Genomic DNA, 26,540 nt, shown 5'->3' on the forward strand with positions numbered 1-26,540 from the left:
CGTAACCTTTGGTTTGTTGGTATTAATATTCTTCGAGTGAACTTAAACGGTGCTCATTGGGGCTGATACTAACAAAAAATAAAGGAGCATCAAGCTCCTTTATTTAGACTAAATCAGTTAGTATCTTATTGAGTGGTAAATCAGCTTATAAGTCGTTGAACTCTGGGCTATAAGCAATTTCACCAGAATGCCCAGCAAACGCCCCTTCTACCAACTCAATCGCTTGAAAAGCGCCTTCAGGCACATCCCAAACACAACTCAGGCCAAATTCGCTCGCCGCCTTGAAACCAAAACGACCGTAGTAAGCAGGATCACCGAGTACAACACAGGCTGGGTAACCAAAATCTACCAAAGTAGAAAATGCGTCTTCAACCAGTGATTTGGCAATGCCTTGATTGCGGAACTCTTCTTTCACGGCGAGAGGTGCGAGCCCCTGCCAGTTATGATCGTCACCATCAAGAATAAGAGGGCTAAACATCAGGTGACCAACCACCTCCCCTTCATCAGAACAAGCCACCAGCGATAGCGTTAAATGGCTATTCTCACGCAAGCTCATAACCAAATTAGCTTCTGCATCCGTTTCAAAAACAGATTTCAATAAACGATCGATGACAAGTATATCTGCCGGTGCTTCAGTTCGAATAAGCATTCATTACCTCACTTTGTGTATCTGGGGATTGTACTCCCTTCTGCACAAAATCAGCTAATTGATTTAACAAAGTTTTCATAGGAGTCGGCAATAAGTCTAAATCGACGCTATCCATCAAATTTTTCACTTCCAAGCCTAGCTCGGTATCGCCCTCAATAGACAGTCGACGTTGGAAGAAAAGCGTATCTGGGTCTTCTTTTCGCCCAGCAATCAACACGAGATCATTTAGATTGCCACTAAAACTCACATCTTCATTGACCTCTTTATCAGCGACAACTAGTTGCTCATTTTTGTAGCTAATACACCAACTTAACCCCATATCTTTTATTGAAACTTTAAGCCACTTGTCTTCTAAGAACTCAAAATCACCATCCTCTAAAGCCTCCTTGAATACATTTTTCAATGCTTCTAATAAGGCTTTTTTTTGTACTGATTTTGGTAATAACTGGACTGGAGATCGCAAAATTGATGCGGCATTTTGAACTAGTTGAGTGCGTATCTTGTTTATCACGTGACTTATCCGTAACTTTGTCAATAATATAGAAAGCATCATAGATGATGTTGAGATCTCAGTTACTGTTATGTATCAAATTAATTCAGTTTGATGCTCGACCTTTAATATATTGATAATCGCAGTTATAGTAACTCTGGTCATGAAAATCACAGCGAATCGCTGCACTCACAAGTAAACATCGATAGCTGAACAAAAAGCAATCAATGTTTATCGATAGCTCTTGGAGAATTGGTAGTACTTTGATGCCTCCCCAGCAACTACAACATTGGTTTACACAGCTTACTGCAAACAGCCCGTTCTTTTTTGCGGTACTTGATGCTCAACATAACTATTTTATAGTGAATGAGCGTTACTGTGATATTGCTGGTTTGAGTAAAACAGAGCTTGTAGGCATGAATGACCGCCAAACCTTGGGCGAGCAATTCTACCAACACCTTAAGCCTTACTATGAGCGTGCATTCAATGGCGAAACGATTGAGGCCGAAATCACCCTAAACGAAACGGCTTTAGACACTAGCCTTCATTTCAGCCTATCTCCGCTTACCAATGGTAAAAAGACTGAATACATCATCTTTCACGCCTTCGATACATCTGAAAACCAAGTACTTGTCCGTTCTTTAGAAGAGTCTGAAGCGAAATTCCACAAGCTATCTCACCTGCTCCCAGACGGATTGCTATTAGTTGAAAACGACTACATTCTGTCTTCGAACCCTGCAGCTGCACGCTTACTTGGTTTTAACTCCACCACAGAATTGATTGGCGAAGAGTTAGGCCGATTATTTATCGATGAACAAACCAAAACAGTCTTTAATAATGACCTCAGCTCCATTATTTCTGAGTCTGGCTTGGTTTGTTTAACGGGTGCTCGATGTGGCTTTGAACGTAAAGTTCAGTTAAATATCGACTCGACGGTCATTCTTGGAAGCAGTACCCAACTCGTACTTATTCAAGACGCTCAAGAAACAACTAAACAATACACACCCGCTAACAGTGAAGATGCCTACATCGATACACTGACTAAGCTCTACAACCGACTTGGGTTTACCAAAAGCCTTGAGCAGTTCATTCACAACAAGACCCCTGTTGTGATGCTCTACTTAGACATCGATAACTTCAAAAATATCAATGACTCACTTGGCCACCACATCGGTGATAAAGTGATTAAAGAGGTCGCATCTCGCTTAAAACGACAACTGCCTCGTCAAGCTATTATTGGCCATTTAGGCGGTGATGAATTTGGTATTATTCTGCCTGAGCCTGAACACCCACGAACACCTGAAATACTCTCTGAAAAGATCATATCTCTGATCAACCAACCCTTCGATCTCCACCATTTTAGCAAGCGTTTAGCCTGCTCGATTGGTAGTGTGAGCTTTCCTCACGATGGCAGTGACGCACGTATCTTGCTACAGAATGCTGACACCGCAATGTATGAAGCTAAGGATCGTGGACGCAACCGCCTGATCAAGTTCAACGAACAGATGAACAAAGAAGCGCGAATGCGACTGTGGCTTGAGATAGAACTGCAAAAAGCACTGCAACAGAACGGGCTTGAGGTTTGGTACCAACCAAAAGTAAATGCGCGTGACTTCACCATTAACGGAGCAGAAGCTCTGGTACGTTGGAAACACCCCGTAGAAGGTTATATTAGCCCTGCCGCATTTATTCCTGTAGCGGAACGAGCTGGCCTTATTGAACAACTTGGTCGTGTGGTAATGCGCGAAGTATTTGCCACGGTGAAACGTTGGAAGATGCAAGGTATTTTACCTGGTCGCGTCGCGATCAACCTTTCACCAGAGCAGTTTGGTAATCCAAAATTGATTGATTTCATGGAGAAGTTGCTGCGTTCTACTGAGCTAGATCCAAGTGCGATTACCTTTGAGCTTACAGAAAGTGCCGTAATGAGTGATAGTGAGCACACGCTTCAAATGCTGAACGCGATTAAGAGACTTGGCTTTGCGTTATCCATTGATGACTTTGGTACGGGTTACTCTTCTCTATCTTACCTTGCTCGCTTTCCGATTGATGAGCTTAAAATTGACCGGGCTTTTATCTCAGATATCGATACCTTACCAAAGCAAATTACCGTAATTGAAAACATCATCAACCTTGGGAAATCTCTCGATTTAACCGTGGTTGCAGAGGGTGTCGAAACCAGTGAACAAGCAACCCTGCTGTCTAACCTCAACTGTGGTTCAATTCAAGGTTTCCACTTCTATCGCCCTCAACCAAAACAAGAGGTTGAAGAACTGTTCGCCCAAAACCGTCGTCACAAGAATTAATCAAACACGCCCTCCAACACCAAGCTAAAGCGTAAATTCGCCATTCGTCAGTACCTCAAATGGGGTAAAAGCAGATTTATCCATCTAAACCTGCCTTACATCAATTCCGTCATTCATAATTCTTCATAAAATACTCGCTTCAATTTTATTCTATTGGTAGTGAGCAAATGGAACTCTTATGCCCAGCGGGTAACTTACCTGCTTTGAAAACCGCTATTGATTGCGGTGCGGATGCTGTCTATATCGGATTCAAAGACGATACGAATGCCCGACACTTCGCAGGCCTTAACTTTGCGGGTAAAAAGCTCGATCGTGCTGTGCAGTATGTGCATGACCGCAACAAGAAAATTCACGTTGCCTTAAATACTTTTGCTCACCCAAACGGCTTCGAACGCTGGACTAACGCTGTAGATAACGCCGCCGCACTAGGCGTTGATGCGCTGATCATCGCTGACATTGCGGTGCTCGAGTACGCTGCAAATAAATATCCAGAACTAGAGCTGCACTTATCAGTACAAGCATCTGCGACCAATGCAGCCGCTATCGACTTCTATCATAAAAATTTCAACGTTAAGCGTGTGGTATTGCCGCGCGTATTGTCGATCCATCAGGTCAAACAGCTTTCTCGTAACATCACTTCTGACGTTGACCTCGAAGTATTCGCTTTTGGTAGCTTATGTATCATGGCAGAAGGCCGTTGCTACCTCTCTTCATACATGACGGGTGAATCGCCAAATACGGTTGGGGCATGTTCTCCAGCAAAATACGTTCGCTGGCAAGAAACGGATGGCGGACTTGAATCTCGCTTGAACGAAATCCTTATCGACAAGTATGAAGCAGGTGAGAACGCAGGTTACCCAACGCTATGTAAAGGCCGATTTGAAGCAGAAGTAGATGGTGAGCGAAAGCGTTATCACGCACTTGAAGAGCCAACTAGCCTTAACACACTATCTATGTTGCCTGAGCTTTTCGCCGCGAATGTTGCTTCTGTGAAGATTGAAGGTCGCCAACGTAGCCCTGCTTATGTCGAGCAAGTCACTCGCACTTGGCGCGCAGCCATCGATCGCTACTTAGCGAACCCTGAACAATACCAAGTGGAACAAGCTTGGAATGCGACACTGGCGAATGTATCTGAAGGTACACAAACCACGCTTGGCGCTTACCACCGTAAATGGCAATAGAGCCAAATGGAGAACTCAATGAAATACGCATTAGGCCCTCTACTTTATTTTTGGCCAAAACAAGATGTTGAAAGCTTCTATGAGCAAGCAAAATCAAGCTCTGCCGACATCATCTACCTCGGTGAAGCGGTGTGCTCAAAGCGCCGTGAGATGAAAGCAAAACACTGGATGGACATAGCAAAAGAACTGTCTGATTCAGGTAAGCAAGTGGTACTTTCAACCATGGCATTGCTAGAAGCCCCAAGCGAAGTCAACATCATGAAGAAGTACATTGATAACGGTGACTTCGCCATTGAAGCCAATGATGTATCTGCGATTCAACTGGCAAGTGAAAGTAAGGTGCCTTTTGTTGTTGGCCCTGCGGTGAACACCTACAATGCACGCACTCTGAACCTGTTCTTGAAACAAGGTATGACGCGTTGGTGTATGCCCGTTGAGCTTTCTCGCGAGTGGCTAAGCAACGTAATGACACAGTGCGAAGAGCTTAATATTCGTAATAAGTTCGAAGTAGAAGTGTTTAGCCATGGCTACTTACCTCTTGCTTACTCTGCACGTTGCTTTACAGCCCGAGCAGAGAACAAAGCCAAAGACGATTGCGAAACCTGCTGCATCAAATACCCAACAGGTCTACAGGTCGAAAGCCAAGAAGGCCAATCGGTATTTAACCTTAATGGTATCCAGACGCAATCAGGTTACTGCTATAACCTAGTCAATGATCTACCGAGCATGCATGACTTGGTCGATGTCGTTCGCCTGAGTCCATTGGGTATCGACACTTTCTCTGAAATCAATAACTTCAGAGCGAACGAGCAAGGTCAAAAACCAATGAAGATTGAAAGCCGCCAGTGCAATGGCTACTGGCATCAGCTTGCGGGTTTAGACGTTAAAAACATCTAGTTTCTAGAGTTAAACCCATCAGCCACAGAGACAAAAAGGTCTAGCATTCGCTAGACCTTTTTAATTCTACTTAAGAAATACGACCTATGCCGCCGCTGTATTCATCGGTGAGACATCGAGCTTCTTTACATCTCTGTAGAGCATCACCATCACCACCACGCTTAGCGCAATATTAGACAGTGGGTACGCAACCCAGATCCCCGGCACACCGTACAACTTAGGCATAATGTACAAGAAAGGTAACTGGATAAGCATATTACCTAGCATGACAAACATCGCTTTACTGCCTTTGTTGACCGCCTGATAGTAAGCACCCGCTACCACTAAGAAACCATCAAGCGCCAGTGCAAACATGTGTAATCGAATACCCAACACGGTGTACTCAACTAGCTGAGGTTCATCTGAGTTAAAGACTGACACAAAATCTCGTGGGAACGCGTTCAGAAGCAGCACGAACGCCACACCAATCAATACCGAACTCATCATCGCAATCTTAAGTAGCTTACGGATATTCGCTTGGTTACGCGCACCATGGTTATAACTCACCAATGGTTGCATGCCGTTGGCGATGCCTTCAGCTGTGAGATAATAAACCGTCACTATGTAGCCCAAAATCGCGTAAGCACCAATCATCAACTGGTCGCCATATTGAGAGAACAACGCATTGTGCAGCGCAACCATCATCGAACCATACGCATACATAAAGAAGCTTGATGTACCGATAGCGAAGATTTCAGGAATTACCGATAACTTCAGTCTCAGTTCATTCCAACGCAAGCGCAGGTTTGCTCGACGTGAGAAGAAGTAAGCCAGACCCAGACCGGTTACTACAAACTGAGCAATCGCGGTTGCCAGTGCTGCACCTTTCAACTCCCAACCAAACTGAGCAATAAACAGATAATCCAGAGCTATATTGATCACCGCACCGACAATCATCAGTATGGTGGCTAAGTTAGGGCTGTCATCGTTACGCAGTAAAAACGGCATCGCGATCGAACCTAGCGTGAAGACACTCGCGCCAATCAGAATGTGTAAGTATTGCAGGCCAAGTTCATACACTCTCCCTTCTGCGCCCTGCCAAAGCAAGAAGTTATCAGCAAACAAAAACAGCAATGCAGAAACAATAGGTGTTATCGCCAACAACAAGGTTAAACCTGTTGCTAAGATCTCCTTAGCGCCTTGAGTATCTTTTTCACCTTGGCGAATCGAGACAAGCGCACCTGTACCTACACCCACCAACATACCAATACCGAGAATCGAACCAATCACAGGCCACGCAACATTGATACCTGCAAGTCCATCAGCCCCCACATAGCGGCCAATGAAGATGCCATCCACCACTTGGTAAAGGCCATTAACCAACATGGCAGCCACAGTAGGGATTGTGTATCGCCAAAACTGACGACTAATTGAGTTACTCATTTCTTACTCTACTTTCTTCTGTGAGTCGCATATCAACAAGATATGACTCGAAAAATTAGTTAACAAGGCTAACTAAATATCTAAATTATTTACTTCAAAGCTTTATTTAATAATAGGTTTAGCTGCTGAGACTCTTGCTCAGACAAACGACTTTCCAATATCTGTGCCATGACCTGATAGATCTTACTTTCTTCTTCTAAGCCGACTTCAGCTTTGCTGGTCAATACGACCAACTTAGACCTCGCATCTTCGAGCGAAGCTTTACGCTCAACAAGCCCCTTTCTCTCTAGTCTCTGAACCATAGTGGTTGCTGAAGGCTTTGTAACCTGCATCTCAATCGCAAGATCAGTCAATCGGATCGGTTCAGGAGAAGATTGAATGACCTTCAAATAGTCATACTCATTGAAGCTCAATTGGCAAATAGGATCTTCATTTACCTGAGTTCGCCATATCTTAGAGGCGAAGCGCTCAATCTTTTCTAAATTCTGGTTCAGCATACTCACCTAATCAAGAATCGCATTTAGTTAGCAAGGCTAACTATTTTAGTGTTGTTTAAATAAAAAGCAATCAAAAACGAGCCCTCCCCCCTCCCTTGTTTATAAAAAAGGAGCATAAAAAAACCGCTGACAGGCAGCGGTTCTTCGGAATCAAAATATATCGTTTACTTTGTGTCGGCTTTTTCTTCGGCCTCAGCCAACTTAACTTTTGCTAAGTGCTCGGCTTTAAGAGTAGTAAATATACGACTTAGCTCTAAGAAAGAGTAACGATGCTCTACATATTCATACACATTGAAAGACACTGACAACTTGTACAAAGAGATCGCATTCGCGTAGTCCCCATTCATGTGGTAACGCTTAGCAAGGTAGAAATATGTCTCAGTTAGACGCTGCGCAAGTAACGTGTTGTCACGAGTACCGGTCAAGATCGCCTTAAAAGCCTGCTCTTCAGTAATGTCATCAAGCATAATCGCGACTAATACCCAACCCCACTGCTCATCACGGCTCTCGTAACGTTTTTGCAAATCAAGCTTGGCTTGCTCTGGCGTGAGTTCGTGCTGAATGATATACAACCAAAGCGCACGGAATGGATCACTTGGATCATCGGTATAATGCTTCGTCATCTCTTCATTGGCTAAATCATAACGTTCGCCGTAGTAGAGTGCGATAGAGCGATTTCTTTCTGCGTAAGAGTTTGCAGGATCAAGCTCTAACGTAGAATCAAAAGATTCATAAGCGGCATCAAACTCCCCTACTTGCGTAAAGTAAACACCCAAAAGGTTGAAGATATCAGGTTGAGCGGGGTTCAATGAAAGAGACTGATTGAAATCAAGACGTGCTAAATCACGCAGGCCAACACTATCGTAGTAGTTACCACGTTCAAACAGCATCTTAGATCGAACTTCATCATTCAAGTCCGGGCGCTGTAATAATTGACTAAGACGTGCAATTTGAACCTCTTGCTGAACGCTTGGTTGCAGCGGCACAGCCATTGGTGGATAAACCCAACGTGAGGTGTTATCTGATGTTGTCGCACAACCTGTCAGTACAAGCAGTAAACACATACTCGCGGTTTGAAACCATTTCACAAATAATTACTCCTGTTATGACCGCAATAAAAAAGGGGAGCGATATGCTCCCCTTTATAACATGCTTTTTTACCAATGGGTTAGAAATCACTAAAAAGCGATAGTCCCATTAATAGGCTAAGAATTACTCAGCAGCAGGTGCTTCGCCTTCAGCTGGCGTTTCAACTGCTTCTTTCATGCTTAGACGTACACGGCCTTGACGGTCAATTTCAAGAACCTTAACTGGTACTTCTTGACCTTCAGTTAGGTAGTCAGACACTTTCTCAACGCGCTTATCAGCGATTTGAGAGATGTGTACTAGACCATCTTTACCTGGAAGGATAGTAACGAATGCACCGAAGTCAGCTAGACGAGCAACTTTACCTTGGTAAATGCGGCCAACTTCAACTTCAGCAGTGATCTCTTCGATACGACGGATAGCTTCTTTAGCAGCTGCGCCTTCAGTAGCAGCAATCTTGATTGTGCCATCGTCTTCGATTTCGATTGTAGTACCCGTTTCTTCACAAAGAGCACGGATAACTGCGCCGCCTTTACCGATAACATCTTTGATCTTATCAGAGCTGATTTTCATTGTGTGGATACGTGGAGCGAATTCAGAGATATCTTCACGAGCACCAGAGATAGCTTCATCCATTACAGAAAGGATGTGCTTACGTGCACCTTGCGCTTGGTTAAGAGCAATTTGCATGATCTCTTTAGTGATACCTTCGATCTTGATGTCCATTTGAAGTGCAGTGATACCAGCGTTAGTACCTGCTACTTTAAAGTCCATATCACCTAGGTGATCTTCGTCGCCAAGGATGTCAGAAAGAACAACGAAATCGTCGCCTTCTTTAACAAGACCCATTGCGATACCCGCAACAGAAGCTTTGATTGGAACACCAGCATCCATAAGTGCTAGAGATGTACCACATACAGAAGCCATTGAAGAAGAACCGTTAGATTCTGTGATTTCCGATACAACACGAACTGTGTATGGGAATTCGTCAACAGAAGGCATTACTGCTTGGATACCACGTTTAGCAAGCTTACCGTGACCAATTTCACGACGCTTAGGAGAACCAACGAAACCAGTCTCACCTACACAGTATGGAGGGAAGTTGTAGTGTAGAAGGAAGTTGTCTTTCTTCTCACCCATTAGGCTATCGATGATTTGTGCATCACGTTGTGTACCAAGCGTTGCAGTAACAAGTGCTTGAGTTTCACCACGAGTGAATAGAGAAGAACCGTGTGTACGTGGAAGAACACCAGTACGTACGTCTAGCGCACGAACCATGTCTTTTTCACGGCCATCAATACGTGGGTTGCCAGCAATAATGCGGCTACGTACTACGTTTTTCTCTAGAGAACCAAGCATGCCGCGGATTTCGCGCTCATCTAGGTTTTCGTCTTGTGCAATTAGAGCTTCAACAGTGTCGTTCTTGATTGCGCCAACTTGCTCGTAACGAGCCATTTTCTCAGTGATCTGGTACGCGTCAGATAGACGTGTTTCAGCTTGCTCAGCAACTTTAGCTTTAAGCTCTGTGTTTACTGCTGGCGCTTCCCAGTTCCAAGATGGAGTTGCAACTTCAGCAGCAAACTCGTTGATTGCTTTGATTACAACTTGTTGTTGGTCGTGACCGTAAACAACAGCTGAAAGCATTTCTTCTTCAGATAGGTTATCTGCTTCAGATTCAACCATAAGTACTGCGCCTTCTGTACCAGACACAACTAGGTCTAGTTTAGAGTTTTCAAGCTCAGTATTTGATGGGTTAAGAACAAGTTCGCCGTCGATGTGACCAACACGTGCAGCACCGATAGGACCATTGAATGGAGCACCAGAGATAGCAAGTGCAGCAGACGTTGCGATCATAGTGATCATGTCTGGGTTTACGTCAGGGTTGATAGAAACAACCGTAGCGATAACTTGAACTTCGTTTTTAAACGCACTTGGGAAAAGTGGACGAATTGGACGGTCAATCAGACGAGCTGTTAGTGTTTCGCCTTCAGATGGACGACCTTCGCGCTTGAAGAAACCACCAGGGATTTTACCCGCAGCGTATGTACGCTCTTGGTAGTTAACTGTTAGAGGGAAGAAATCTTGACCCGCAACAGCTTCTTTTTTAGCAACAACAGAAACGAATACTGATGTATCGTCCATAGTCGCCATTACAGCAGCAGTAGCTTGACGTGCCATTACGCCCGTTTCTAGAGTAACGGTGTGGTTACCGTACTGGAATGACTTTACAACTGGTTTTTCAAACATTGTATATCCTTCACCTGAAAATCTCTTTTCAGAATAAGTGAATGAATGCTCAGCAATAACTAATCGCGACTAGTAAAAAAAGACGAGAAGTTCAATCAGACTAAACATCTGCTTTTAATAGTCGCGACCTATTGGCCGACATCTGTGACTGTTATTGTTGAGCTAATTAGGGTGCGAAATAATCAAACAATTATTCGCGTGCGGGAGTATAAACTATTTTCTTGGCAAGAGACATTTTCACGATTAAAAATCAGGTTAACCGCACAGAGAACCTTCATTTTTAACATTAAAAATATAACAGGCACAAAAAAAGGAGCATAAATGCTCCTTTTCTTCAAACTGTCTTTGCAGACATCGCTATTAGCGACGTAGGCCTAGACGCTTGATTAGGTCTTGGTAACGAGTAAGGTTTTTGCCTTTCAAGTAATCAAGAAGCTTACGACGGCTAGAAACCATACGTAATAGACCACGACGGCTGTGGTGATCGTGTTTGTGCGCTTTGAAGTGACCTTGTAGGTGGTTGATAGAAGCAGTAAGTAGTGCTACTTGTACTTCTGGTGAACCTGTGTCGCCTTCAGATTGTGCGTATTCTGCAACGATTGCTGCTTTAGTTTCTGCATTCAGAGACATAAATCTCTCCTGATAAGAGTAAGTTTATATTTGTAGCAGCCAATCTCTGATTCAGCCGCTACGCGAGCCGAGGATTATAGGGAAGTTTACGAGTTGGTGCAATAACAATCGAACTGATGAAAAACGAAAAAAGCGAACCATTAAAATTAAGGGCTCGCTTTCTATATTATTGATTCGCTTTTCCAGGCTAAGCGCCAATACCTAACTAGGTTTCAGCGTTATGCTTGTGGCTCTTCATCTCTGAAAACAACCAAACGCTTCGGTGCAACTCGGCCATCTTCAGCAATCTGAGCAACACCAACAAACAGTTTCTCTTCACCACTTGTCATGCGAACCGTACCTTCAGTTGGCGCACCAGAAACCTGAACGGGCATACCGTGCTGAACTAGGTCAGTCAGTTCCGCGTTTAAGTTAACTTCTGGTAAGTCTTCAACGGCTGTGTCCATTGGCATTAATAGTGGATCAAGCAGTTCTTTGGGTGCAATTTCTTGCGCCTGCGCTTGCTCTAGGATCTCGTTCAACTGCTCCAAAGTCACCATACGATCGTACGGATACTTAGCGACACCAGTACGGCGAAGCATGGTCACGTGGGCACCACAACCTAGCATTTCACCAAGATCGTCGGTAATTGTGCGGATGTAAGTGCCTTTTGAACAATGCACTTCCATCTCAACTTCATCACCTTCAAAGCGAAGCAGTTCAATAGAGTAAACAGTGATCTTACGAGATTCACGAGGCACCTCGATACCTGCACGTGCGTATTCATACAAAGGCTTACCTTGATACTTCAATGCTGAGAACATTGATGGAATCTGGTCGGTTTCCCCTTTGAAGCTTGCAATGCAGCGTTCAAGTTGCTCTTGAGTCACGTTAACATCTCGTGTCTCTACCACTTCACCATCAGAGTCAGAGGTATTGGTACGCTCACCAAGCTTAGCGATTACTACGTAGCGCTTGTCAGAATCCAATAGAAACTGAGAAAACTTCGTTGCTTCACCAAGACAAATTGGCAGCATGCCAGTCGCAAGAGGATCAAGAGCACCGGTGTGCCCTGCCTTCTCTGCAAAGTAAATACGTTTTACTTTTTGCAGTGCATCATTAGACGAAATGCCCGTTGGCTTATCTAACAGAATTACCCCGTTGATAGGGCGACCTTTACGACGGCGAGCCATTACTCTTCGCCCTTAGACTGAGTTTCGTCAGTACGGCCAGACTCTTCTTGCTTACGCTTATCGTCGTTTAAAACTTCACTTACTAAGTTAGACATACGCATGCCTTCTACTAGTGTGTTGTCGTAAGTAAAACGCACTTCAGGCGTTAGACGGTGACGAATACGCTTACCAAGAGCCATACGAACTGGCACTTCATGCTCTTTAAGAGCAGCAAGACATGATTCAGGTGTTTGCTCACCGATACATAGGAAAGTAACGAACACTTTTGCGTAAGCAAGGTCACGAGACACTTCTACGTCTGAGATAGTTACCATACCGATACGTGAGTCACGAACTTCACGTTGTAGGATAAGCGCAAGCTCCTTTTGAAGCTGCTGAGACACACGTTGTGTGCGGCTAAATTCTTTTGACATTTTCTTTTCTCACTTAGAAAGATGGGGGGCTTGGTAATTACCAGCCCCCCATGGTGTATTCAACAACCGATTACCTTATTACCTTTATTAGTAATGTTAGTAACCTTAGTCAATATGTCGAGTCGTACAGACTGATTAGTCTAGAGTACGTTTAACCTCAACGATTTCGAATACTTCAATCTGGTCACCAACGCGAACGTCGTTGTAGTTCTTAACGCCAACACCACACTCGTAACCATTCTTAACTTCTTGAACGTCATCTTTAAAGCGACGAAGTGACTCTAGTTCACCTTCGTAGATAACAACGTTTTCACGAAGTACACGGATTGGGTTGCTACGCTTAATCGTACCTTCAGTAACGATACAACCAGCGATTGCACCAAGTTTAGGCGACTTAAATACGTCACGAACTTGTGCAAGACCAATGATTTCTTGACGGAATTCAGGAGCAAGCATACCGCCCATTGCCTGTTTAACTTCGTCAATCAGTTGGTAGATGATTGAGTAGTAACGTAGATCTAGGTTTTCGTTCTGAACTGTATTACGCGCAGTTGCGTCAGCACGAACGTTGAAACCAAGGATGATAGCGTTAGAAGCTGCAGCAAGTGTTGCGTCAGTTTCAGTAATACCACCAACACCAGAACCTACGATGTTCACTTTAACTTCGTCAGTTGACAGTTTCAGTAGAGAGTCAGCAATCGCTTCTACAGAACCTTGAACGTCAGCTTTAAGTACAACGTTAAGTTCAGCAACTTCGCCTGCCGTCATGTTCGCGAACATGTTCTCTAGTTTCGCTTTTTGTTGGCGAGCTAGTTTAACATCACGGAATTTACCTTGACGGTAGTTTGCAACTTCACGAGCTTTACGCTCATCACGTACAACAGTCGCTTCATCACCTGAAGCAGGAACGCCAGAAAGACCTAGAATTTCTACAGGGATAGATGGACCTGCAGTTTCGATGTCTTTACCGTTTTCATCACGCATTGCACGAACACGGCCGTACTCTTGACCACAAAGAACGATATCGCCTTTGTTTAGAGTACCAGACTGTACTAGCACTGTTGCAACTGGACCGCGACCTTTATCAAGACGAGATTCAACAACAACACCAGATGCCATGCCTTCTTTAACCGCTGTAAGCTCAAGAACTTCAGACTGAAGAAGGATAGACTCTAGAAGACCATCAATGTTTGTACCCTGTTTTGCAGAGATGTGAACGAAGATGTTCTCACCGCCCCATTCTTCAGGGATAACGTCGTATTGAGCTAGCTCATTCTTAACGTTGTCTGGGTTTGCACCCTCTTTGTCGATCTTGTTCACAGCAACAATCAGAGGAACGCCTGCCGCTTTCGCGTGCTGGATTGCTTCGATTGTTTGTGGCATTACGCCATCGTCTGCAGCAACAACAAGTACAACGATATCTGTCGCTTGAGCACCACGAGCACGCATAGCAGTAAAGGCCGCGTGTCCAGGAGTATCAAGGAACGTGATCATGCCGTTGTCAGTATCTACGTGGTAAGCACCAATGTGCTGCGTGATACCGCCAGCTTCGCCAGAAGCAACGTGTGCTTTACGAATGTAGTCAAGTGTTGAAGTTTTACCGTGGTCGACGTGACCCATGATAGTAACAACAGGAGCACGACCTTCAGCGATAGCATCGCTATCACGGTCAGCTAGTACTGCTTCTTCAAGTTCGTTTTCTTTACGTAGGATTACCTTGTGACCCATTTCTTCAGCAACAAGTTGTGCTGTTTCTTGGTCGATCACTTGGTTGATAGTCGCCATAGCGCCCATCTTCATCATTACTTTGATAACTTCAGTTGCTTTAACTGACATTTTGCTAGCCAGTTCAGAAACAACGATAGTTTCGCCGATAGCAACGTCAGATTTTGCAACAGTCGCTGACTTATCGAAGCCTTGCTGCATTGAAGTTGGTTTAGCAAGCTTACCTTTACCGCCACGACCACGTTGGTTACGACCACCACGGTTATTGCCAGGTTGAGTTGCTGGAGCTGGTTTCTTCTTGCGACGACGAGGTGCTTTCTCATCTTTTTTGTCTGCCGCATCTTCAGCTTCACGAGCGTAAGTAGAAGTCGTCACATGGTAATCCGCAGATTTCTCTTGCTCTTTCTTCTTCTTCTCTTCTTCAGACCAACGTTCTTGGTTCTCTTCTGCTAACTTACGAGCTTCTTCAACAAGCTTAGCTGCTTCAGCTTCGGCTTTACGAGTTGCTTCTTGCTCTTGACGAGCTTTAAGTTCATCCGCTTCTTTTTTCGCTTGTGCGTTAGCGTCTGCATTTTTTGAATTCATGTCTTTTTTAGCCTTTTCAGCTTGTGCGCGTTGAGCCTTCTCTTCAGCTTCACGTTTTGCATCCGCTTCACGTGTTACTTTTGCTTCGGCTTCGCGCTGTGCTTTCTCTGCAGCATCACGTTTCGCTTGCTCTTCAGCATCGCGTTGTGCTTTCTCTTCCGCTTCACGATTAGCTACTTCCTCAGCTTCACGTTTCGCTTCATCTTCAATAGTGCTGCGCTTCACGTAAGTACGCTTTTTACGTACCTCAACTTGAACATCCTTACTCTTACCGCCTCCAGCGGCAACACTTAGCGTGCTGCGGGTCTTGCGTTGAAGAGTTAAACGAGTCGGTTCTGTTTCACCAGAAGTATCGCCGTGCTCCTTTTTAAGGTGCGTTAGCAATGTTTGCTTCTCTGAATCAGTCACTTGGTCCGACCCTGCTTTCTTCATGCCTGCATCAGCAAGTTGTTCAATTAAGCGGTCAACTGGCGTACCAATCTCTTCACTCAGTGCTTTAACTGTTAATTGTGTCATACCGCTCTCTCTCCTTGCTGAATTATTCTTCGTCGCCGAACCAACAGATGTTACGCGCAGCCATAATTAGCTCGCCTGCACGCTCTGCAGTTAGGTCTTCGATGCCTTCTAGTTCATCAACGCCTTGGTCAGCTAGGTCTTCCAATGTCGCAACGCCTTTTGCTGCTAGCTTGTAAGCCATTTCACGCTCAAGACCTTCAAGTGCAAGTAGGTCTTCAGCTGGCTCAACACCATCGAAAGTTTCTTCTTTCGCTAGCGCTAGAGTTGTCAGTGCGTCTTTCGCGCGGTTACGCAATTCTTCAACGATACCTTCATCTAGACCATCTACTTCAAGAAGCTCGTTCACAGGAACGTAGGCTACTTCTTCAAGCGTAGAGAAGCCTTCTTCAACAAGCATTTGAGCAAAGTCTTCTTCGATATCTAGGTGCTTCATGAAGTTTTCAATAGAAGCAACTGCTTCTTCTTGGTGCTTCTTCTCTAGATCAGCAACAGTCATTACGTTCAGTTCCCAACCAGTAAGTTGAGACGCTAGACGTACGTTTTGACCGCTACGACCGATAGCTTGCGCTAGGTTGTCAGCTTCAACCGCGATGTCCATTGAGTGCGTATCTTCATCAACGATGATAGAAGCAACATCAGCAGGAGCCATTGCATTGATAACGAATTGCGCCGGGTTATCATCCCAAAGCACGATATCGATACGCTCACCGCCAAGGTCGTTAGATACAGCTTGTACACGTGCGCCACGCATACCAACACACGCACCAACAGGGTCAATACGTTTGTCGTTTGTTTTAACGGCGATTTTAGCACGAGAACCAGCGTCACGTGCAGCACCTTTAAGTTCAATTAGCTCTTCACCAATCTCAGGCACTTCAACACGGAATAGTTCAGCTAGCATTTCTGGCTTAGAACGAGTAACAAACAGCTGGAAGCCGCGAGCTTCTGGCTTAACTGCGTATAGAAGACCACGAACACGGTCACCTGGACGGAAGTTTTCACGAGGAAGTTGGTCATCACGAAGGATTACCGCTTCAGCGTTGTTACCTAGATCTAGAATCACTGTGTCACGGTTAACTTTCTTAACTGCGCCAGTGACTAGCTCGCCTTCGTTATCAATAAACTGTTCAACGATTTGAGCGCGTTCAGCTTCACGTACTTTCTGTACGATAACTTGCTTAGCTGTTTGAGTCGTAATACGGTCAAACGTTACTGATTCGATATCATCTTCAATGAAACCGCCAAGTTCGATCTCTGGATCATCGTACTTTGCAGCTTCAATAGAGATTTCTTTTGTTGGGAATTCAACTTCCTCAACAGCTTCCCAACGGCGGAAAGTTTCGAAATTACCCGTTTTACGGTCAATCTCAACACGAACTTCGATTTCTAGTTCGCTTTTCTTTTTTGTTGCCGTTGCAAGCGCGATTTCAAGCGCTTCAAAAATACGCTCACGAGGAACTGCTTTCTCATTAGAAACAGCTTCTACTACCGCCAAAATTTCTTTGTTCATTAATCTAGCCTCTTAAGCTCTTCTCTCTAGGAGAACTAAAATTTAGGGATCAGGTTAGCTTTCGCAATATTGCTCAGGACGAATTCTTCTTCTTGTCCTTCAACCAATACTTTCACTGTCTCGCCTTCGATAGATTGGATATCACCTTTCCATTTACGACGGTTGCCGACAGCCATTTTCAAAACGATGCTTACCTCGTGACCAATAAATTGTTGGTAATGCTCAGCTTTGAACAGTGGTCTCTCTAAACCTGGTGAAGACACTTCAAGGTTATAAGCCACTGAAATTGGATCTTCAACGTCCATTACGGCACTTACTTGGTGACTAACTTCAGAGCAATCATCTACATTGATACCATTTGGTGAATCGATGTAAATGCGTAGCGTTGAGTGCTCACCAGCACGAATAAATTCTAATCCAACTAACTCATAACCCGATGCTGCTACTGGAGCGTCAAGCATTTCAGTAAGTTGTCTTTCTAAACCAGTCATTTAACCACTCCAGAAACAAAAAAAGGGCTCAAAGCCCAATTTAAATTCCAAGCAAACATTATCATCTAAATGCATTTATAAATGCTTAGATAACAAAAAACCCCGTATAAGCCGGGGTTTTTGTTGCTGGACCCTTATATGTTAAGTGTCATCATATTTGATATCACACTTAACTCACAGTGAGGTTCACACTGTGCAAACTTGCTACCAATACAAGCTATATAATAGCATTGTAATTGGTTGCGGGAGCCGGATTTGAACCGACGACCTTCGGGTTATGAGCCCGACGAGCTACCAAACTGCTCCATCCCGCGTCCGACTTGTGAGCATTATACGCCCAACAAGATGTTTTACAAGTTTGTAAACATGGTGCCGAGAGAGGGACTCGAACCCTCACACCCTAAGGCACTAGCACCTCATGCTAGCGTGTCTACCAATTTCACCATCTCGGCATCAAATCTTTACAGATTATTGTGGAATTTCGTCGCCTTGCGCCGGAACTTCACTCACTGCATCTTCAGCTTGTTGAATCACCTGACCTTGAGTCGGGTCAATCCACTGTGACTCAGTTTTATGTGTAGACATATTACCAAGCACTAAGCTAAGGATAAAAAATGTAGTTGCAAAAATTGCAGTCATTCGGGTAAGGAAATTTCCTGAGCCACCAGCACCAAACACAGTGTTTGAAGCGCCAGCACCGAAAGAGGCTCCCATATCTGCGCCTTTACCTTGTTGAATCAACACTAGGCCAATTACACCAAGCGCTGCCAACAGGTAAATCACAAGTAGAACTGTAAACATTTTTCCACCTATGTTCCTAATTGTTGAGCCAGCGCCGTTCAAAAAACTATTTTTAAGAACAAGGCTAGCGACCTCCTAACTGAAGGCCGAGCAATACTAGCGAATGCGACGATGACTGACAAGGGGAATTTACTAAAAAATAAGCCTTTACCAAGCAAGTGGTCAAAAAAAGGGCAAAAGGGACACAAAACTCATTTGCGTCCCTTTTTAATCATCACATAACTAAAACCCGGCCGCCACAAGTGAGACCGACTTCGCCTGTTACGGCAAACGTTTTATTAGCAATTCGCTTTTACTGCATCAGCAATTTTCAGTGCAGAACTTTGAACAAGTTCAGCATCTTCACCTTCGACCATTACGCGCAGTAGTGGCTCAGTACCCGATTTGCGTAATAGCACACGACCTTTCTCACCGAGTTCCGTCTCGACTTCAATAACAGCCGCTTTCACAGCCTCTGCTTCTAGTGGGTTTGAATCACCACTGAAACGAACATTTTCTAGAACTTGAGGGTATAACGTCATACCTTGAGAAAGCTCATTCAGTGTCATTTCACTATCGACAACTGAGGCCAATACTTGCAGAGCAGCGACGATAGCATCACCTGTCGTCACTTTATCTAATAGGATAACGTGCCCCGAGTTCTCAGCACCGATCTTCCAGCCTTTAGCTAGAAGTTGTTCCATAACATAGCGGTCACCAACAGCAGCACGTACAAACGGAATACCTAACTGCTTAAGGCCGTTTTCCATCCCAAGGTTGGTCATTAGCGTACCAACAACGCCGCCTTTCAACTCACCACGACGCAGTGCATCGCGAGCAATAATGTAAGCAATTTGGTCACCATCAACTTTATTGCCTAGCTCGTCAACCATGATGATGCGGTCACCATCACCATCAAAGCCAAGACCTAACGCCGCTTTTTCTTCAAGCACTTTAGCTTGCAGAGCGCGCACATCAGTCGCACCGACTTCGTGGTTGATGTTAGTTCCATTTGGCTCCACACCAATCGCAACAACCTCAGCACCCAGCTCTTTAAATACAGCAGGCGCAATGTGGTAAGTCGCACCATGCGCGCAATCCACCACAATTTTCATACCCGCTAGCGTCATTTTGTGTGGGAATGTACTTTTACAAAATTCAATATAACGGCCTGCTGCATCATTTAGGCGTACCGCTTTACCTAATTCGGAAGATTCCACGCACTCGATATCTTTGTCTAGCTCAGCTTCGATGGCGAGTTCAATCTCATCCGACAATTTAGTACCTTCAGACGAGAAGAACTTGATGCCGTTGTCATAGAAGGGGTTGTGCGATGCAGAGATAACAATTCCCGCTTCAGCACGGAAAGTTTGTGTTAGGTAAGCAACAGCCGGTGTCGGCATTGGCCCCGTAAACGTGGCTTGAAGACCAGCAGCAGCTAAGCCAGCTTCTAAAGCAGACTCAAGCATGTAACCAGAAATACGAGTATCTTTACCGATGATCACTTTCTTTGTGCCCTGCTTTGCAAGAACACGACCAGCAGCCCAGCCAAGCTTCAAAACAAAATCAGGTGTGATTGGGTACTGGCCCACTTTTCCACGTACACCATCTGTGCCGAAGTAACGTCTTTTATCAGACATATTGATTTTCCTTAATTATGATTAGTGATTGTTATTCATCACTTCGATTATCTTCATCGCTTCCAATGTATCTTCAACATCGTGAACGCGAATAATTTGTGCACCTTTCATTGCTGCGATTGTTGCGCAAGTAACGCTAGCGACCATGCAGTCAGCTGGGACTTTGTCTAGTAGCTTAAAGATCATCGATTTTCTCGACATCCCCGCTAAGACAGGCAAACCAAGCGTATGAAACTTTTCAAGGTGCGCTAATAAATGGTAATTGTGTTCGATGGTTTTACCAAAACCAAAACCAGGGTCAAGAATCAGCTGCTCTTTTGATATACCGACCGCCTCACAAGCTTCGACCCTTTCTTGTAAAAAGTCTTCGACATCTGTTAGAACATCTTCGTAGCTTGGATTGGCTTGCATGGTTCTTGGCTGACCTTTCATGTGCATCAAGCAAATAGGTACATTAGCCTCTGCGGCCACTTCTAGAGCTCCGGGCTCTTGCAGTGCGCGTACATCATTGATCAAATCCGCCCCTGCTTCAACAGCTTGGCGCATCACCTCAGCTTTGCTGGTATCAATCGAGATCCAAACATCAAACTTGGCGCGAATCGCTTTAATCGCCGGGATAACTCGAGCTAACTCCTCCTTTAAGGACACCTCTGGAGCCCCCGGACGAGTCGACTCACCACCAATATCAATAATGCTAACGCCAGCCTGAATCATTCGCTCTGCTTGCAGTAAAGCATTATCTAATGAATTGAATTTTCCGCCATCAGAGAAAGAGTCAGGCGTAACATTGAGGATACCCATCACATGTGGGCGGTCTAAAACGAGCGTTTTATTGTGTGCTTTTAATATCATGGAAGGTGGGTCTTAAAGGTAAAAAATATCTTGGCCTAGAAACAGAAAAACCCTGAGCATACTCAGGGTTTTAATTAATAGCTTAGCGATTAAGAATCTTTGTTTTGAGCGTCATCTGATTCAGATTTAGCTTCTTCAACTGTCGACTCTTCAGCTTTTGGCTCGGCTTCGGCTTTCTCTTCTGATTTAGCTTCAGGTTTAGCTTCTTCCTTTGCAGGTTCTGCTTTCGCCTGGTCACCCCAACCAGCAGGCTCACGAATGTCGTCTTTGCGTTCCATCAAGTCATCAATCTGACCTGCATCAATCGTTTCAAACTTCATTAGCGCATCTTTCATCGAGTGCATGATATCCATGTTCTCTTCAAGAATCTGTTTCGCACGAGCATAGTTACGGTCGATAAGAATACGAATTTCTTCATCGATTAATCTAGTTGTATCGTCAGAAACATGTTTCGCTTGGCTCATGCCGCGACCTAGGAAAACTTCGCCTTCTTCTTCAGCATAAAGAAGAGGACCTAGTTTCTCAGAGAAGCCCCACTGCGTAACCATCTTGCGAGCAATATCTGTTGCACGTTCGATATCGTTAGACGCACCGGTCGAAACCTTGTCTTTGCCGTAGATAAGTTCTTCAGCAAGACGACCACCGTACAAGCTAGAGATCATTGATTCTAGATGCTGGCGAGACATGCTTACGCGGTCTTGCTCAGGTAAGTACATAGTTACACCAAGCGCACGACCACGTGGGATGATTGATACTTTGTACACTGGATCGTGTTCAGGTACCAAACGACCAACAATTGCGTGACCTGCTTCGTGGTAAGCCGTTGACTCTTTCACTTCCTCAGACATCACCATTGAACGGCGCTCTGCACCCATCATGATTTTGTCTTTCGCAAGTTCAAACTCAACCATAGATACATTGCGTTTGTTACCACGAGCAGCAAATAGAGCCGCTTCGTTAACAAGGTTCGCAAGGTCTGCACCAGAGAAACCTGGAGTACCACGAGCAATCAGAGATGGTTCAACATCACCTGATAGTGGCACTTTACGCATGTGTACTTTAAGAATCTGTTCACGACCACGTACATCAGGTAGACCAACCACAACTTGACGGTCAAAACGACCAGGACGAAGTAATGCAGGGTCTAGTACGTCTGGACGGTTAGTCGCAGCGATAACAATAATACCTTCGTTACCTTCGAAACCATCCATCTCAACCAGCATTTGGTTAAGTGTTTGCTCACGTTCATCGTGACCACCACCAACACCAGCGCCACGTTGACGACCTACCGCATCGATTTCATCGATAAAGATGATACAAGGCGCTGCTTTCTTCGCTTGTTCGAACATGTCACGCACACGAGATGCACCAACACCAACAAACATTTCAACGAAGTCAGAACCAGAGATAGTAAAGAACGGTACTTTCGCTTCACCAGCAATCGCTTTTGCAAGCAATGTCTTACCCGTACCAGGAGGACCGACCAACAGGATACCTGTCGGGATCTTACCACCAAGCTTTTGGAAGCGACTTGGGTCACGAAGGTAATCCACAAGCTCTTTCACGTCTTCTTTTGCTTCGTCACAACCAGCAACATCAGCAAACATCGTTTTGATTTGTTCTTCGCTCATCATTCGAGCTTTGCTCTTACCAAAAGACATTGCGCCTTTACCGCCGCCGCCGCCTTGCATTTGACGCATGAAGAAAATCCACACACCAATCAGTAAGATCATTGGGAACCATGAAATGAAGATAGTGCCAAGCAGGCTCTGCTCTTCAGGTGGTGTACCCTGAACTTTTACGTTTTGATTAATTAAGTCATCAAGTAGCTTTTGATCATAAACAGGCATGTAAGTTACATACTTAGAGCCACCACCACGACGTGTGAAAGTGATTTCGCTGTTATTGAACTGTGCGTCTTGAATCTGGCCTTGGCCAACTTCCTGTACAAACGTGGTGTAATCTACTGCTCTGCCGTTACTTTCCCCAGGGCCGAAGCTCTGGAATACCGACATCAACACTACCGCGATAACAAGCCACAGAATTAAATTTTTTGCCATGTCACTCAAGGTGTAAGCCTCTCGATAACTAATTGTAATTAAAGGTAGGGTACTACAGTTTGTAACCTGTAGCCATGTTGTTAACTCTCACTCTTGGAAGAGAATCGTTAACCTTTGTAACCAGTTGCTACGATAAACACTTCACGAGAGCGAGCTCGAGAAGAGTCGGGTTTTCTAACTTTGACTGTTTTAAACATCTCACGGACGTCCTTAACATATTGGTCAAACCCTTCGCCTTGGAATACTTTTACAACAAAACTACCATTGGTAGCTAGAACTTGTCGACACATATCCAAAGCTAATTCAACTAAATACATAGCTCTTGGCTGATCCACAGAATTGTTGCCTGCTATATTAGGTGCCATATCAGACATCACGACATCAACCATGTTTGGTTGTATACGTTCCAGCAACGCATCTAGCACAGCTTCTTCGCGGAAATCGCCTTGTAAAAAGCTCACTCCAGCAATCGGATCCATTGGTAACAAGTCACACGCAATGATTTGACCGTTGTCTCCGATAATCTTAGCAGCATATTGAGACCAACCGCCAGGCGCTGCACCCAAATCCACAATGGTCATCCCTGGAGTCAGCAATTTATCTTTCGTTTGAATCTCTTCCATTTTGAAATAAGCACGCGAACGATAGCCTTTTTTTCTGGCTTCATTTGCGTACTTGTCGTCGAAGTGTTCCTTCAACCAACGGCCTGAACTGGCCGAGTGTTTCTGTTTGCTCATTGGATACCTAAATTGGAGGAAAGTACTAATTGCTGAATAAATTATAGTCTTCAGCTTTAGATGGCGTTAAAATAGGTTTTTTCAACCCTAATACTAAATAAAATTGGCCGCGTAATGAACCTAAGTACCAAACAAAAGCAGCATCTAAAGGGCCTAGCTCACAGTTTAAAACCTGTTGTGCTAATGGGCGCAAATGGACTTACTGAAGCTGTTCTAGCGGAAATCGAATTAGCTCTAGACCACCACGAACTGATCAAGATTAAAGTTGCATCAGAAGACCGTGAGACTAAGCAACTGATTATCGATGCAATTGTACGTGAATCTAAAGCTGAGAAAGTACAGACTATCGGTAAAGTTCTTGTACTGTTCCGTCAGTCAGAAGCACGTAAAATCGAGATTCCACGCAAGTAAGCGAGCTTAATATAAGCTAACTTCATTAAAAGGAAGCCACTGCGCTTAGCTTTTAGTGTAGCGTGAGAAACGAAAAAGGTCGCATTAGCGACCTTTTTACTTATCAAAAACAAAGAAAATTCAATTAGATGTATTCTACTTTGTCGATTTCGAAGTCTTTATCACCACCTGGGGTAGAGATCAGTACTTCATCGCCTTCCATCTTACCGATAAGACCACGTGCAATTGGGGATTTCACAGAAATGCGACCCGTTTTGATATCGGCTTCATCTTCAGAAACGATTTGGTAGCGGAATTCTTCATCCGTATCTACGTCAATCAAAGTCACTGTCGTGCCAAAGATAATCTTACCTGTGTTATCCATCTGCGTTACATCGATGATCTGAGCCAGTGATAGCTTATATTCAATATCTCGAATTTGAGCTTCACAGATACCCTGCTCTTCACGAGCGGCGTGGTATTCAGCATTCTCTTTCAAGTCACCGAGTTCACGAGCTTCACCAATAGCTGCTGAAATAATAGGACGTAGCTTAAGTAGGCGATCTAATTCGTCACGTAGCTGCTGAGCGCCACGTACTGTCATTGGAACCTTTTCCATTTTTTACCTCTATGCCAAAGCTTTCTTTGGCCAACATAAATCCACCCAACATACTTATTGGGTGATAGAAACAAAACGATTTGGCTTAGTGTAAACAAAGTTTATGGCTAAATCACCTTTATTCCACTTTGCGTTATAAAAGCTTTATCTAGGTCTAAATTACAGACATCACAAAAATGAATAATAACCTCACCATCAATAAGTTAGTGATAAAATATCTAAAAAAAACAAAAATAAACCAAATAAACACAGATCACACTTTTATAAAAATCACATAAAATCAACAACTTAAACACAGCCAAACTCAATAAAACAGTGTGCATAATTTTTATTGATATCATTTTACTACCTGATGGTGGAACTTTAGGGTTAAAAAGTACCCCACGGATTGTTCTGGCAAGTTTCACGCTTTTGTTCTAAGCATGATTATGAAGCTTGATTAATACGAGCAATACACAAAAAGGATTCAAATCCTTGATAAATACCTTTATGGACAGTAATTAGGAATTAATAACATGAACAAGACTATGATCGCGCTTGCTGTATCTGCTGCAGCTCTTGCTACTGGTGCTAACGCTTCAGAACTATACAACCAAGACGGTACTTCTCTAGAAATGGGTGGCCGTGCGGAAGCTCGTCTATCTATGAAAGATGGCAAAGCGTCTGACGAATCTCGCATCCGTCTTAACTTTCTAGGTAAAGTTGAAATCCAAGATGGCCTATACGGCGTTGGTTTCTACGAAGGTGAATTCACTACAGCTGACTCTACAGCAACATCGAATGATAACGGTTCTGACCTTGATAACCGTTACACGTACGCTGGTATTGGCGGCACATTTGGTGAAGTAACTTACGGTAAAAACGATGGCGCACTAGGCGTAATCACTGACTTTACCGATATCATGGCTTACCACGGTAACTCTGCTGCAGATAAACTAGCGGCTGCTGATCGTACTGACAACATGCTTTCTTACAAAGGTCAATTCCAAGACCTAAGCGTAAAAGCAAGCTACCGTTTTGCTGACCGCTCACTAAACAACGCTAAAACTGACTACGTTGATAATGGTGAAGACGGCTACTCTCTATCAGCTATCTACGCTATTGGCGAAACTGGTGCTAAGCTAGGTGCTGGTTACGCAGATCAAGATCAATCGAATGAATACATGCTGTCGGGTTCTTACTCAATCTCTGACTTGTACTTCGCTGGTGTATTCACTGACGGTGAAAAGCAAACTACAGGCACTATCAAAAATAAAGCTGTTGATTACACAGGTTACGAGCTAGCAGCGGCTTATACTCTAGGCCAAACTGTATTCTCAACTACGTATAACAACGCAGAAACTGATAGCGAAACGTCTGCTGACAATATTGCTATCGACGCAACGTACTACTTCAAGCCTAACTTCCGTGGCTACGTATCGTACAACTTCAACCTAATCTCAGCGGGTGATAAGATCGGTACTACAGATCTAGCTTCAAACGGTGTCGCAACTTCTGCACAAGCTGAAGACGAGCTAGCTCTAGGTCTACGTTACGACTTCTAATTCTGATTATCTAATTGATTAATTAGTTAATTGAGAATCAAAACGCCCGCTCATTGAGCCAACACCTATCATTTAAGGTGTTTAGATCGCACAGTGTAGCG

The 26,540-nt window shown here is 44.2% G+C and carries 23 protein-coding genes and 2 tRNA genes; 5 read left to right on the forward strand and 20 right to left on the reverse strand.

Annotation, left to right across the window (positions count from 1 at the left end):
- Positions 1-145: 145 nt before the first annotated feature.
- Both ACED53_RS06600 and ACED53_RS06605 read right to left on the reverse strand, forming a co-directional pair.
- Positions 146-649 (reverse strand): GNAT family N-acetyltransferase, encoded by a 504-nt coding sequence (locus ACED53_RS06600; RefSeq protein ID WP_017096664.1) that lies wholly within the window; start codon positions 647-649, stop codon positions 146-148.
- Complete coding sequence (locus ACED53_RS06605) at positions 633-1,160, reverse strand: SCP2 domain-containing protein (RefSeq protein ID WP_009847531.1); 528 nt, start codon at positions 1,158-1,160, stop codon at positions 633-635. The genes ACED53_RS06600 and ACED53_RS06605 overlap by 17 nt, the downstream gene beginning before the upstream one ends.
- A gap of 245 nt (positions 1,161-1,405) precedes the next feature.
- On the opposite strand from ACED53_RS06605, the gene ACED53_RS06610 reads away from it, so the two are divergent.
- The 3 genes from ACED53_RS06610 to ACED53_RS06620 all read left to right on the forward strand — a co-directional run bounded on the left by ACED53_RS06610 (position 1,406) and on the right by ACED53_RS06620 (position 5,523).
- Positions 1,406-3,445 (forward strand): bifunctional diguanylate cyclase/phosphodiesterase, encoded by a 2,040-nt coding sequence (locus ACED53_RS06610; RefSeq protein WP_029223770.1) that lies wholly within the window; start codon positions 1,406-1,408, stop codon positions 3,443-3,445.
- Between the two features lie 167 nt (positions 3,446-3,612).
- Positions 3,613-4,626 carry a peptidase U32 family protein gene (locus ACED53_RS06615; protein WP_009847533.1) on the forward strand — a complete coding sequence of 338 codons (1,014 nt, stop codon included), beginning with the start codon at positions 3,613-3,615 and terminating at the stop codon, positions 4,624-4,626.
- An 18-nt stretch (positions 4,627-4,644) separates the two neighbouring features.
- A complete protein-coding gene (locus ACED53_RS06620; protein WP_017096660.1) occupies positions 4,645-5,523 on the forward strand; it encodes a U32 family peptidase in 879 nt (292 codons plus the stop codon).
- An 84-nt stretch (positions 5,524-5,607) separates the two neighbouring features.
- Here the strand turns inward: ACED53_RS06620 and ACED53_RS06625 are convergent, their stop codons facing one another.
- From ACED53_RS06625 to rlmE, 17 genes are all read right to left on the reverse strand, one after another.
- On the reverse strand, positions 5,608-6,945 hold the full coding sequence (locus tag ACED53_RS06625; protein ID WP_017099538.1) for an MATE family efflux transporter: 1,338 nt from the start codon (positions 6,943-6,945) through the stop codon (positions 5,608-5,610).
- Between the two features lie 89 nt (positions 6,946-7,034).
- Entirely contained in the window at positions 7,035-7,442 is a 408-nt protein-coding gene (locus ACED53_RS06630) for a MarR family winged helix-turn-helix transcriptional regulator (protein WP_009847536.1), read from the reverse strand.
- A 164-nt stretch (positions 7,443-7,606) separates the two neighbouring features.
- On the reverse strand, positions 7,607-8,530 hold the full coding sequence (gene nlpI / locus ACED53_RS06635; protein ID WP_009847537.1) for a lipoprotein NlpI: 924 nt from the start codon (positions 8,528-8,530) through the stop codon (positions 7,607-7,609).
- A 124-nt stretch (positions 8,531-8,654) separates the two neighbouring features.
- Positions 8,655-10,775, reverse strand: a complete 2,121-nt coding sequence (gene pnp / locus ACED53_RS06640) for a polyribonucleotide nucleotidyltransferase (RefSeq protein ID WP_009847538.1) — start codon at positions 10,773-10,775, stop codon at positions 8,655-8,657.
- Positions 10,776-11,135: 360 nt separating this feature from the next.
- Complete coding sequence (rpsO, locus tag ACED53_RS06645; protein ID WP_004734493.1) at positions 11,136-11,405, reverse strand: 30S ribosomal protein S15; 270 nt, start codon at positions 11,403-11,405, stop codon at positions 11,136-11,138.
- 218 nt (positions 11,406-11,623) lie between these two features.
- Positions 11,624-12,577, reverse strand: coding sequence for a tRNA pseudouridine(55) synthase TruB (gene truB / locus ACED53_RS06650; RefSeq protein WP_012604702.1), 954 nt, complete (start codon positions 12,575-12,577; stop codon positions 11,624-11,626).
- Positions 12,577-12,990 (reverse strand): 30S ribosome-binding factor RbfA, encoded by a 414-nt coding sequence (gene rbfA, locus ACED53_RS06655; protein ID WP_009847540.1) that lies wholly within the window; start codon positions 12,988-12,990, stop codon positions 12,577-12,579. The genes truB and rbfA overlap by 1 nt, the downstream gene beginning before the upstream one ends.
- A 135-nt stretch (positions 12,991-13,125) precedes the next feature.
- Positions 13,126-15,816: a translation initiation factor IF-2 gene (gene infB, locus ACED53_RS06660; RefSeq protein ID WP_009847541.1), complete on the reverse strand. Its 2,691-nt coding sequence runs from the start codon at positions 15,814-15,816 to the stop codon at positions 13,126-13,128.
- A 22-nt stretch (positions 15,817-15,838) separates the two neighbouring features.
- Positions 15,839-17,326, reverse strand: a complete 1,488-nt coding sequence (gene nusA / locus ACED53_RS06665) for a transcription termination factor NusA (protein ID WP_009847542.1) — start codon at positions 17,324-17,326, stop codon at positions 15,839-15,841.
- 35 nt (positions 17,327-17,361) lie between these two features.
- Positions 17,362-17,817 carry a ribosome maturation factor RimP gene (gene rimP, locus ACED53_RS06670; RefSeq protein ID WP_004734501.1) on the reverse strand — a complete coding sequence of 152 codons (456 nt, stop codon included), beginning with the start codon at positions 17,815-17,817 and terminating at the stop codon, positions 17,362-17,364.
- 237 nt (positions 17,818-18,054) lie between these two features.
- Positions 18,055-18,131: transfer RNA gene (locus tag ACED53_RS06675), tRNA-Met, on the reverse strand.
- Positions 18,132-18,184: 53 nt separating this feature from the next.
- Positions 18,185-18,269 (reverse strand) — tRNA-Leu (locus tag ACED53_RS06680).
- 16 nt (positions 18,270-18,285) lie between these two features.
- Positions 18,286-18,618: a preprotein translocase subunit SecG gene (secG, locus tag ACED53_RS06685; RefSeq protein WP_009847546.1), complete on the reverse strand. Its 333-nt coding sequence runs from the start codon at positions 18,616-18,618 to the stop codon at positions 18,286-18,288.
- 278 nt (positions 18,619-18,896) lie between these two features.
- Positions 18,897-20,237, reverse strand: a complete 1,341-nt coding sequence (gene glmM / locus ACED53_RS06690) for a phosphoglucosamine mutase (RefSeq protein ID WP_017101803.1) — start codon at positions 20,235-20,237, stop codon at positions 18,897-18,899.
- A 21-nt stretch (positions 20,238-20,258) separates the two neighbouring features.
- The gene (folP, locus tag ACED53_RS06695; protein WP_017101804.1) at positions 20,259-21,089 is read right to left on the reverse strand and encodes a dihydropteroate synthase; all 831 of its coding nucleotides are present in this window, start codon (positions 21,087-21,089) and stop codon (positions 20,259-20,261) included.
- A gap of 89 nt (positions 21,090-21,178) precedes the next feature.
- Entirely contained in the window at positions 21,179-23,149 is a 1,971-nt protein-coding gene (ftsH, locus tag ACED53_RS06700; RefSeq protein ID WP_029223088.1) for an ATP-dependent zinc metalloprotease FtsH, read from the reverse strand.
- Positions 23,150-23,256: 107 nt separating this feature from the next.
- Complete coding sequence (gene rlmE, locus ACED53_RS06705) at positions 23,257-23,886, reverse strand: 23S rRNA (uridine(2552)-2'-O)-methyltransferase RlmE (protein ID WP_009847548.1); 630 nt, start codon at positions 23,884-23,886, stop codon at positions 23,257-23,259.
- Positions 23,887-24,000: 114 nt separating this feature from the next.
- Here rlmE and yhbY point away from each other — a divergent pair, with 114 nt between their 5' ends.
- On the forward strand, positions 24,001-24,297 hold the full coding sequence (gene yhbY / locus ACED53_RS06710; RefSeq protein WP_004734509.1) for a ribosome assembly RNA-binding protein YhbY: 297 nt from the start codon (positions 24,001-24,003) through the stop codon (positions 24,295-24,297).
- Between the two features lie 124 nt (positions 24,298-24,421).
- Here the strand turns inward: yhbY and greA are convergent, their stop codons facing one another.
- Positions 24,422-24,895 (reverse strand): transcription elongation factor GreA, encoded by a 474-nt coding sequence (gene greA, locus ACED53_RS06715; RefSeq protein WP_009847549.1) that lies wholly within the window; start codon positions 24,893-24,895, stop codon positions 24,422-24,424.
- A gap of 515 nt (positions 24,896-25,410) precedes the next feature.
- Between greA and ACED53_RS06720 the strand changes: the two genes are divergently transcribed.
- A complete protein-coding gene (locus ACED53_RS06720) occupies positions 25,411-26,439 on the forward strand; it encodes a porin (protein ID WP_017101806.1) in 1,029 nt (342 codons plus the stop codon).
- The last annotated feature ends 101 nt before the right edge of the window (positions 26,440-26,540 follow it).

The sequence above is a fragment of the Vibrio sp. 1F169 genome (assembly GCF_041439605.1).
GTDB classification, from domain to species: domain Bacteria; phylum Pseudomonadota; class Gammaproteobacteria; order Enterobacterales; family Vibrionaceae; genus Vibrio; species Vibrio tasmaniensis_A.

Coding starts and splice junctions, on each gene's coding strand:
- ACED53_RS06600 (WP_017096664.1), bottom strand. CDS start 649: ATGCTTATTCGAACTGAAGCACCGGCAGATATACTTGTCATCGATCGT.
- ACED53_RS06610 (WP_029223770.1), top strand. CDS start 1,406: ATGCCTCCCCAGCAACTACAACATTGGTTTACACAGCTTACTGCAAAC.
- ACED53_RS06615 (WP_009847533.1), top strand. CDS start 3,613: ATGGAACTCTTATGCCCAGCGGGTAACTTACCTGCTTTGAAAACCGCT.
- ACED53_RS06620 (WP_017096660.1), top strand. CDS start 4,645: ATGAAATACGCATTAGGCCCTCTACTTTATTTTTGGCCAAAACAAGAT.
- ACED53_RS06625 (WP_017099538.1), bottom strand. CDS start 6,945: ATGAGTAACTCAATTAGTCGTCAGTTTTGGCGATACACAATCCCTACT.
- ACED53_RS06630 (WP_009847536.1), bottom strand. CDS start 7,442: ATGCTGAACCAGAATTTAGAAAAGATTGAGCGCTTCGCCTCTAAGATA.
- pnp (WP_009847538.1), bottom strand. CDS start 10,775: ATGTTTGAAAAACCAGTTGTAAAGTCATTCCAGTACGGTAACCACACC.
- rpsO (WP_004734493.1), bottom strand. CDS start 11,405: ATGTCTCTGAATGCAGAAACTAAAGCAGCAATCGTTGCAGAATACGCA.
- truB (WP_012604702.1), bottom strand. CDS start 12,577: ATGGCTCGCCGTCGTAAAGGTCGCCCTATCAACGGGGTAATTCTGTTA.
- rbfA (WP_009847540.1), bottom strand. CDS start 12,990: ATGTCAAAAGAATTTAGCCGCACACAACGTGTGTCTCAGCAGCTTCAA.
- infB (WP_009847541.1), bottom strand. CDS start 15,816: ATGACACAATTAACAGTTAAAGCACTGAGTGAAGAGATTGGTACGCCA.
- nusA (WP_009847542.1), bottom strand. CDS start 17,326: ATGAACAAAGAAATTTTGGCGGTAGTAGAAGCTGTTTCTAATGAGAAA.
- rimP (WP_004734501.1), bottom strand. CDS start 17,817: ATGACTGGTTTAGAAAGACAACTTACTGAAATGCTTGACGCTCCAGTA.
- secG (WP_009847546.1), bottom strand. CDS start 18,618: ATGTTTACAGTTCTACTTGTGATTTACCTGTTGGCAGCGCTTGGTGTA.
- glmM (WP_017101803.1), bottom strand. CDS start 20,237: ATGTCTGATAAAAGACGTTACTTCGGCACAGATGGTGTACGTGGAAAA.
- folP (WP_017101804.1), bottom strand. CDS start 21,089: ATGATATTAAAAGCACACAATAAAACGCTCGTTTTAGACCGCCCACAT.
- ftsH (WP_029223088.1), bottom strand. CDS start 23,149: ATGGCAAAAAATTTAATTCTGTGGCTTGTTATCGCGGTAGTGTTGATG.
- rlmE (WP_009847548.1), bottom strand. CDS start 23,886: ATGAGCAAACAGAAACACTCGGCCAGTTCAGGCCGTTGGTTGAAGGAA.
- yhbY (WP_004734509.1), top strand. CDS start 24,001: ATGAACCTAAGTACCAAACAAAAGCAGCATCTAAAGGGCCTAGCTCAC.
- greA (WP_009847549.1), bottom strand. CDS start 24,895: ATGGAAAAGGTTCCAATGACAGTACGTGGCGCTCAGCAGCTACGTGAC.
- ACED53_RS06720 (WP_017101806.1), top strand. CDS start 25,411: ATGAACAAGACTATGATCGCGCTTGCTGTATCTGCTGCAGCTCTTGCT.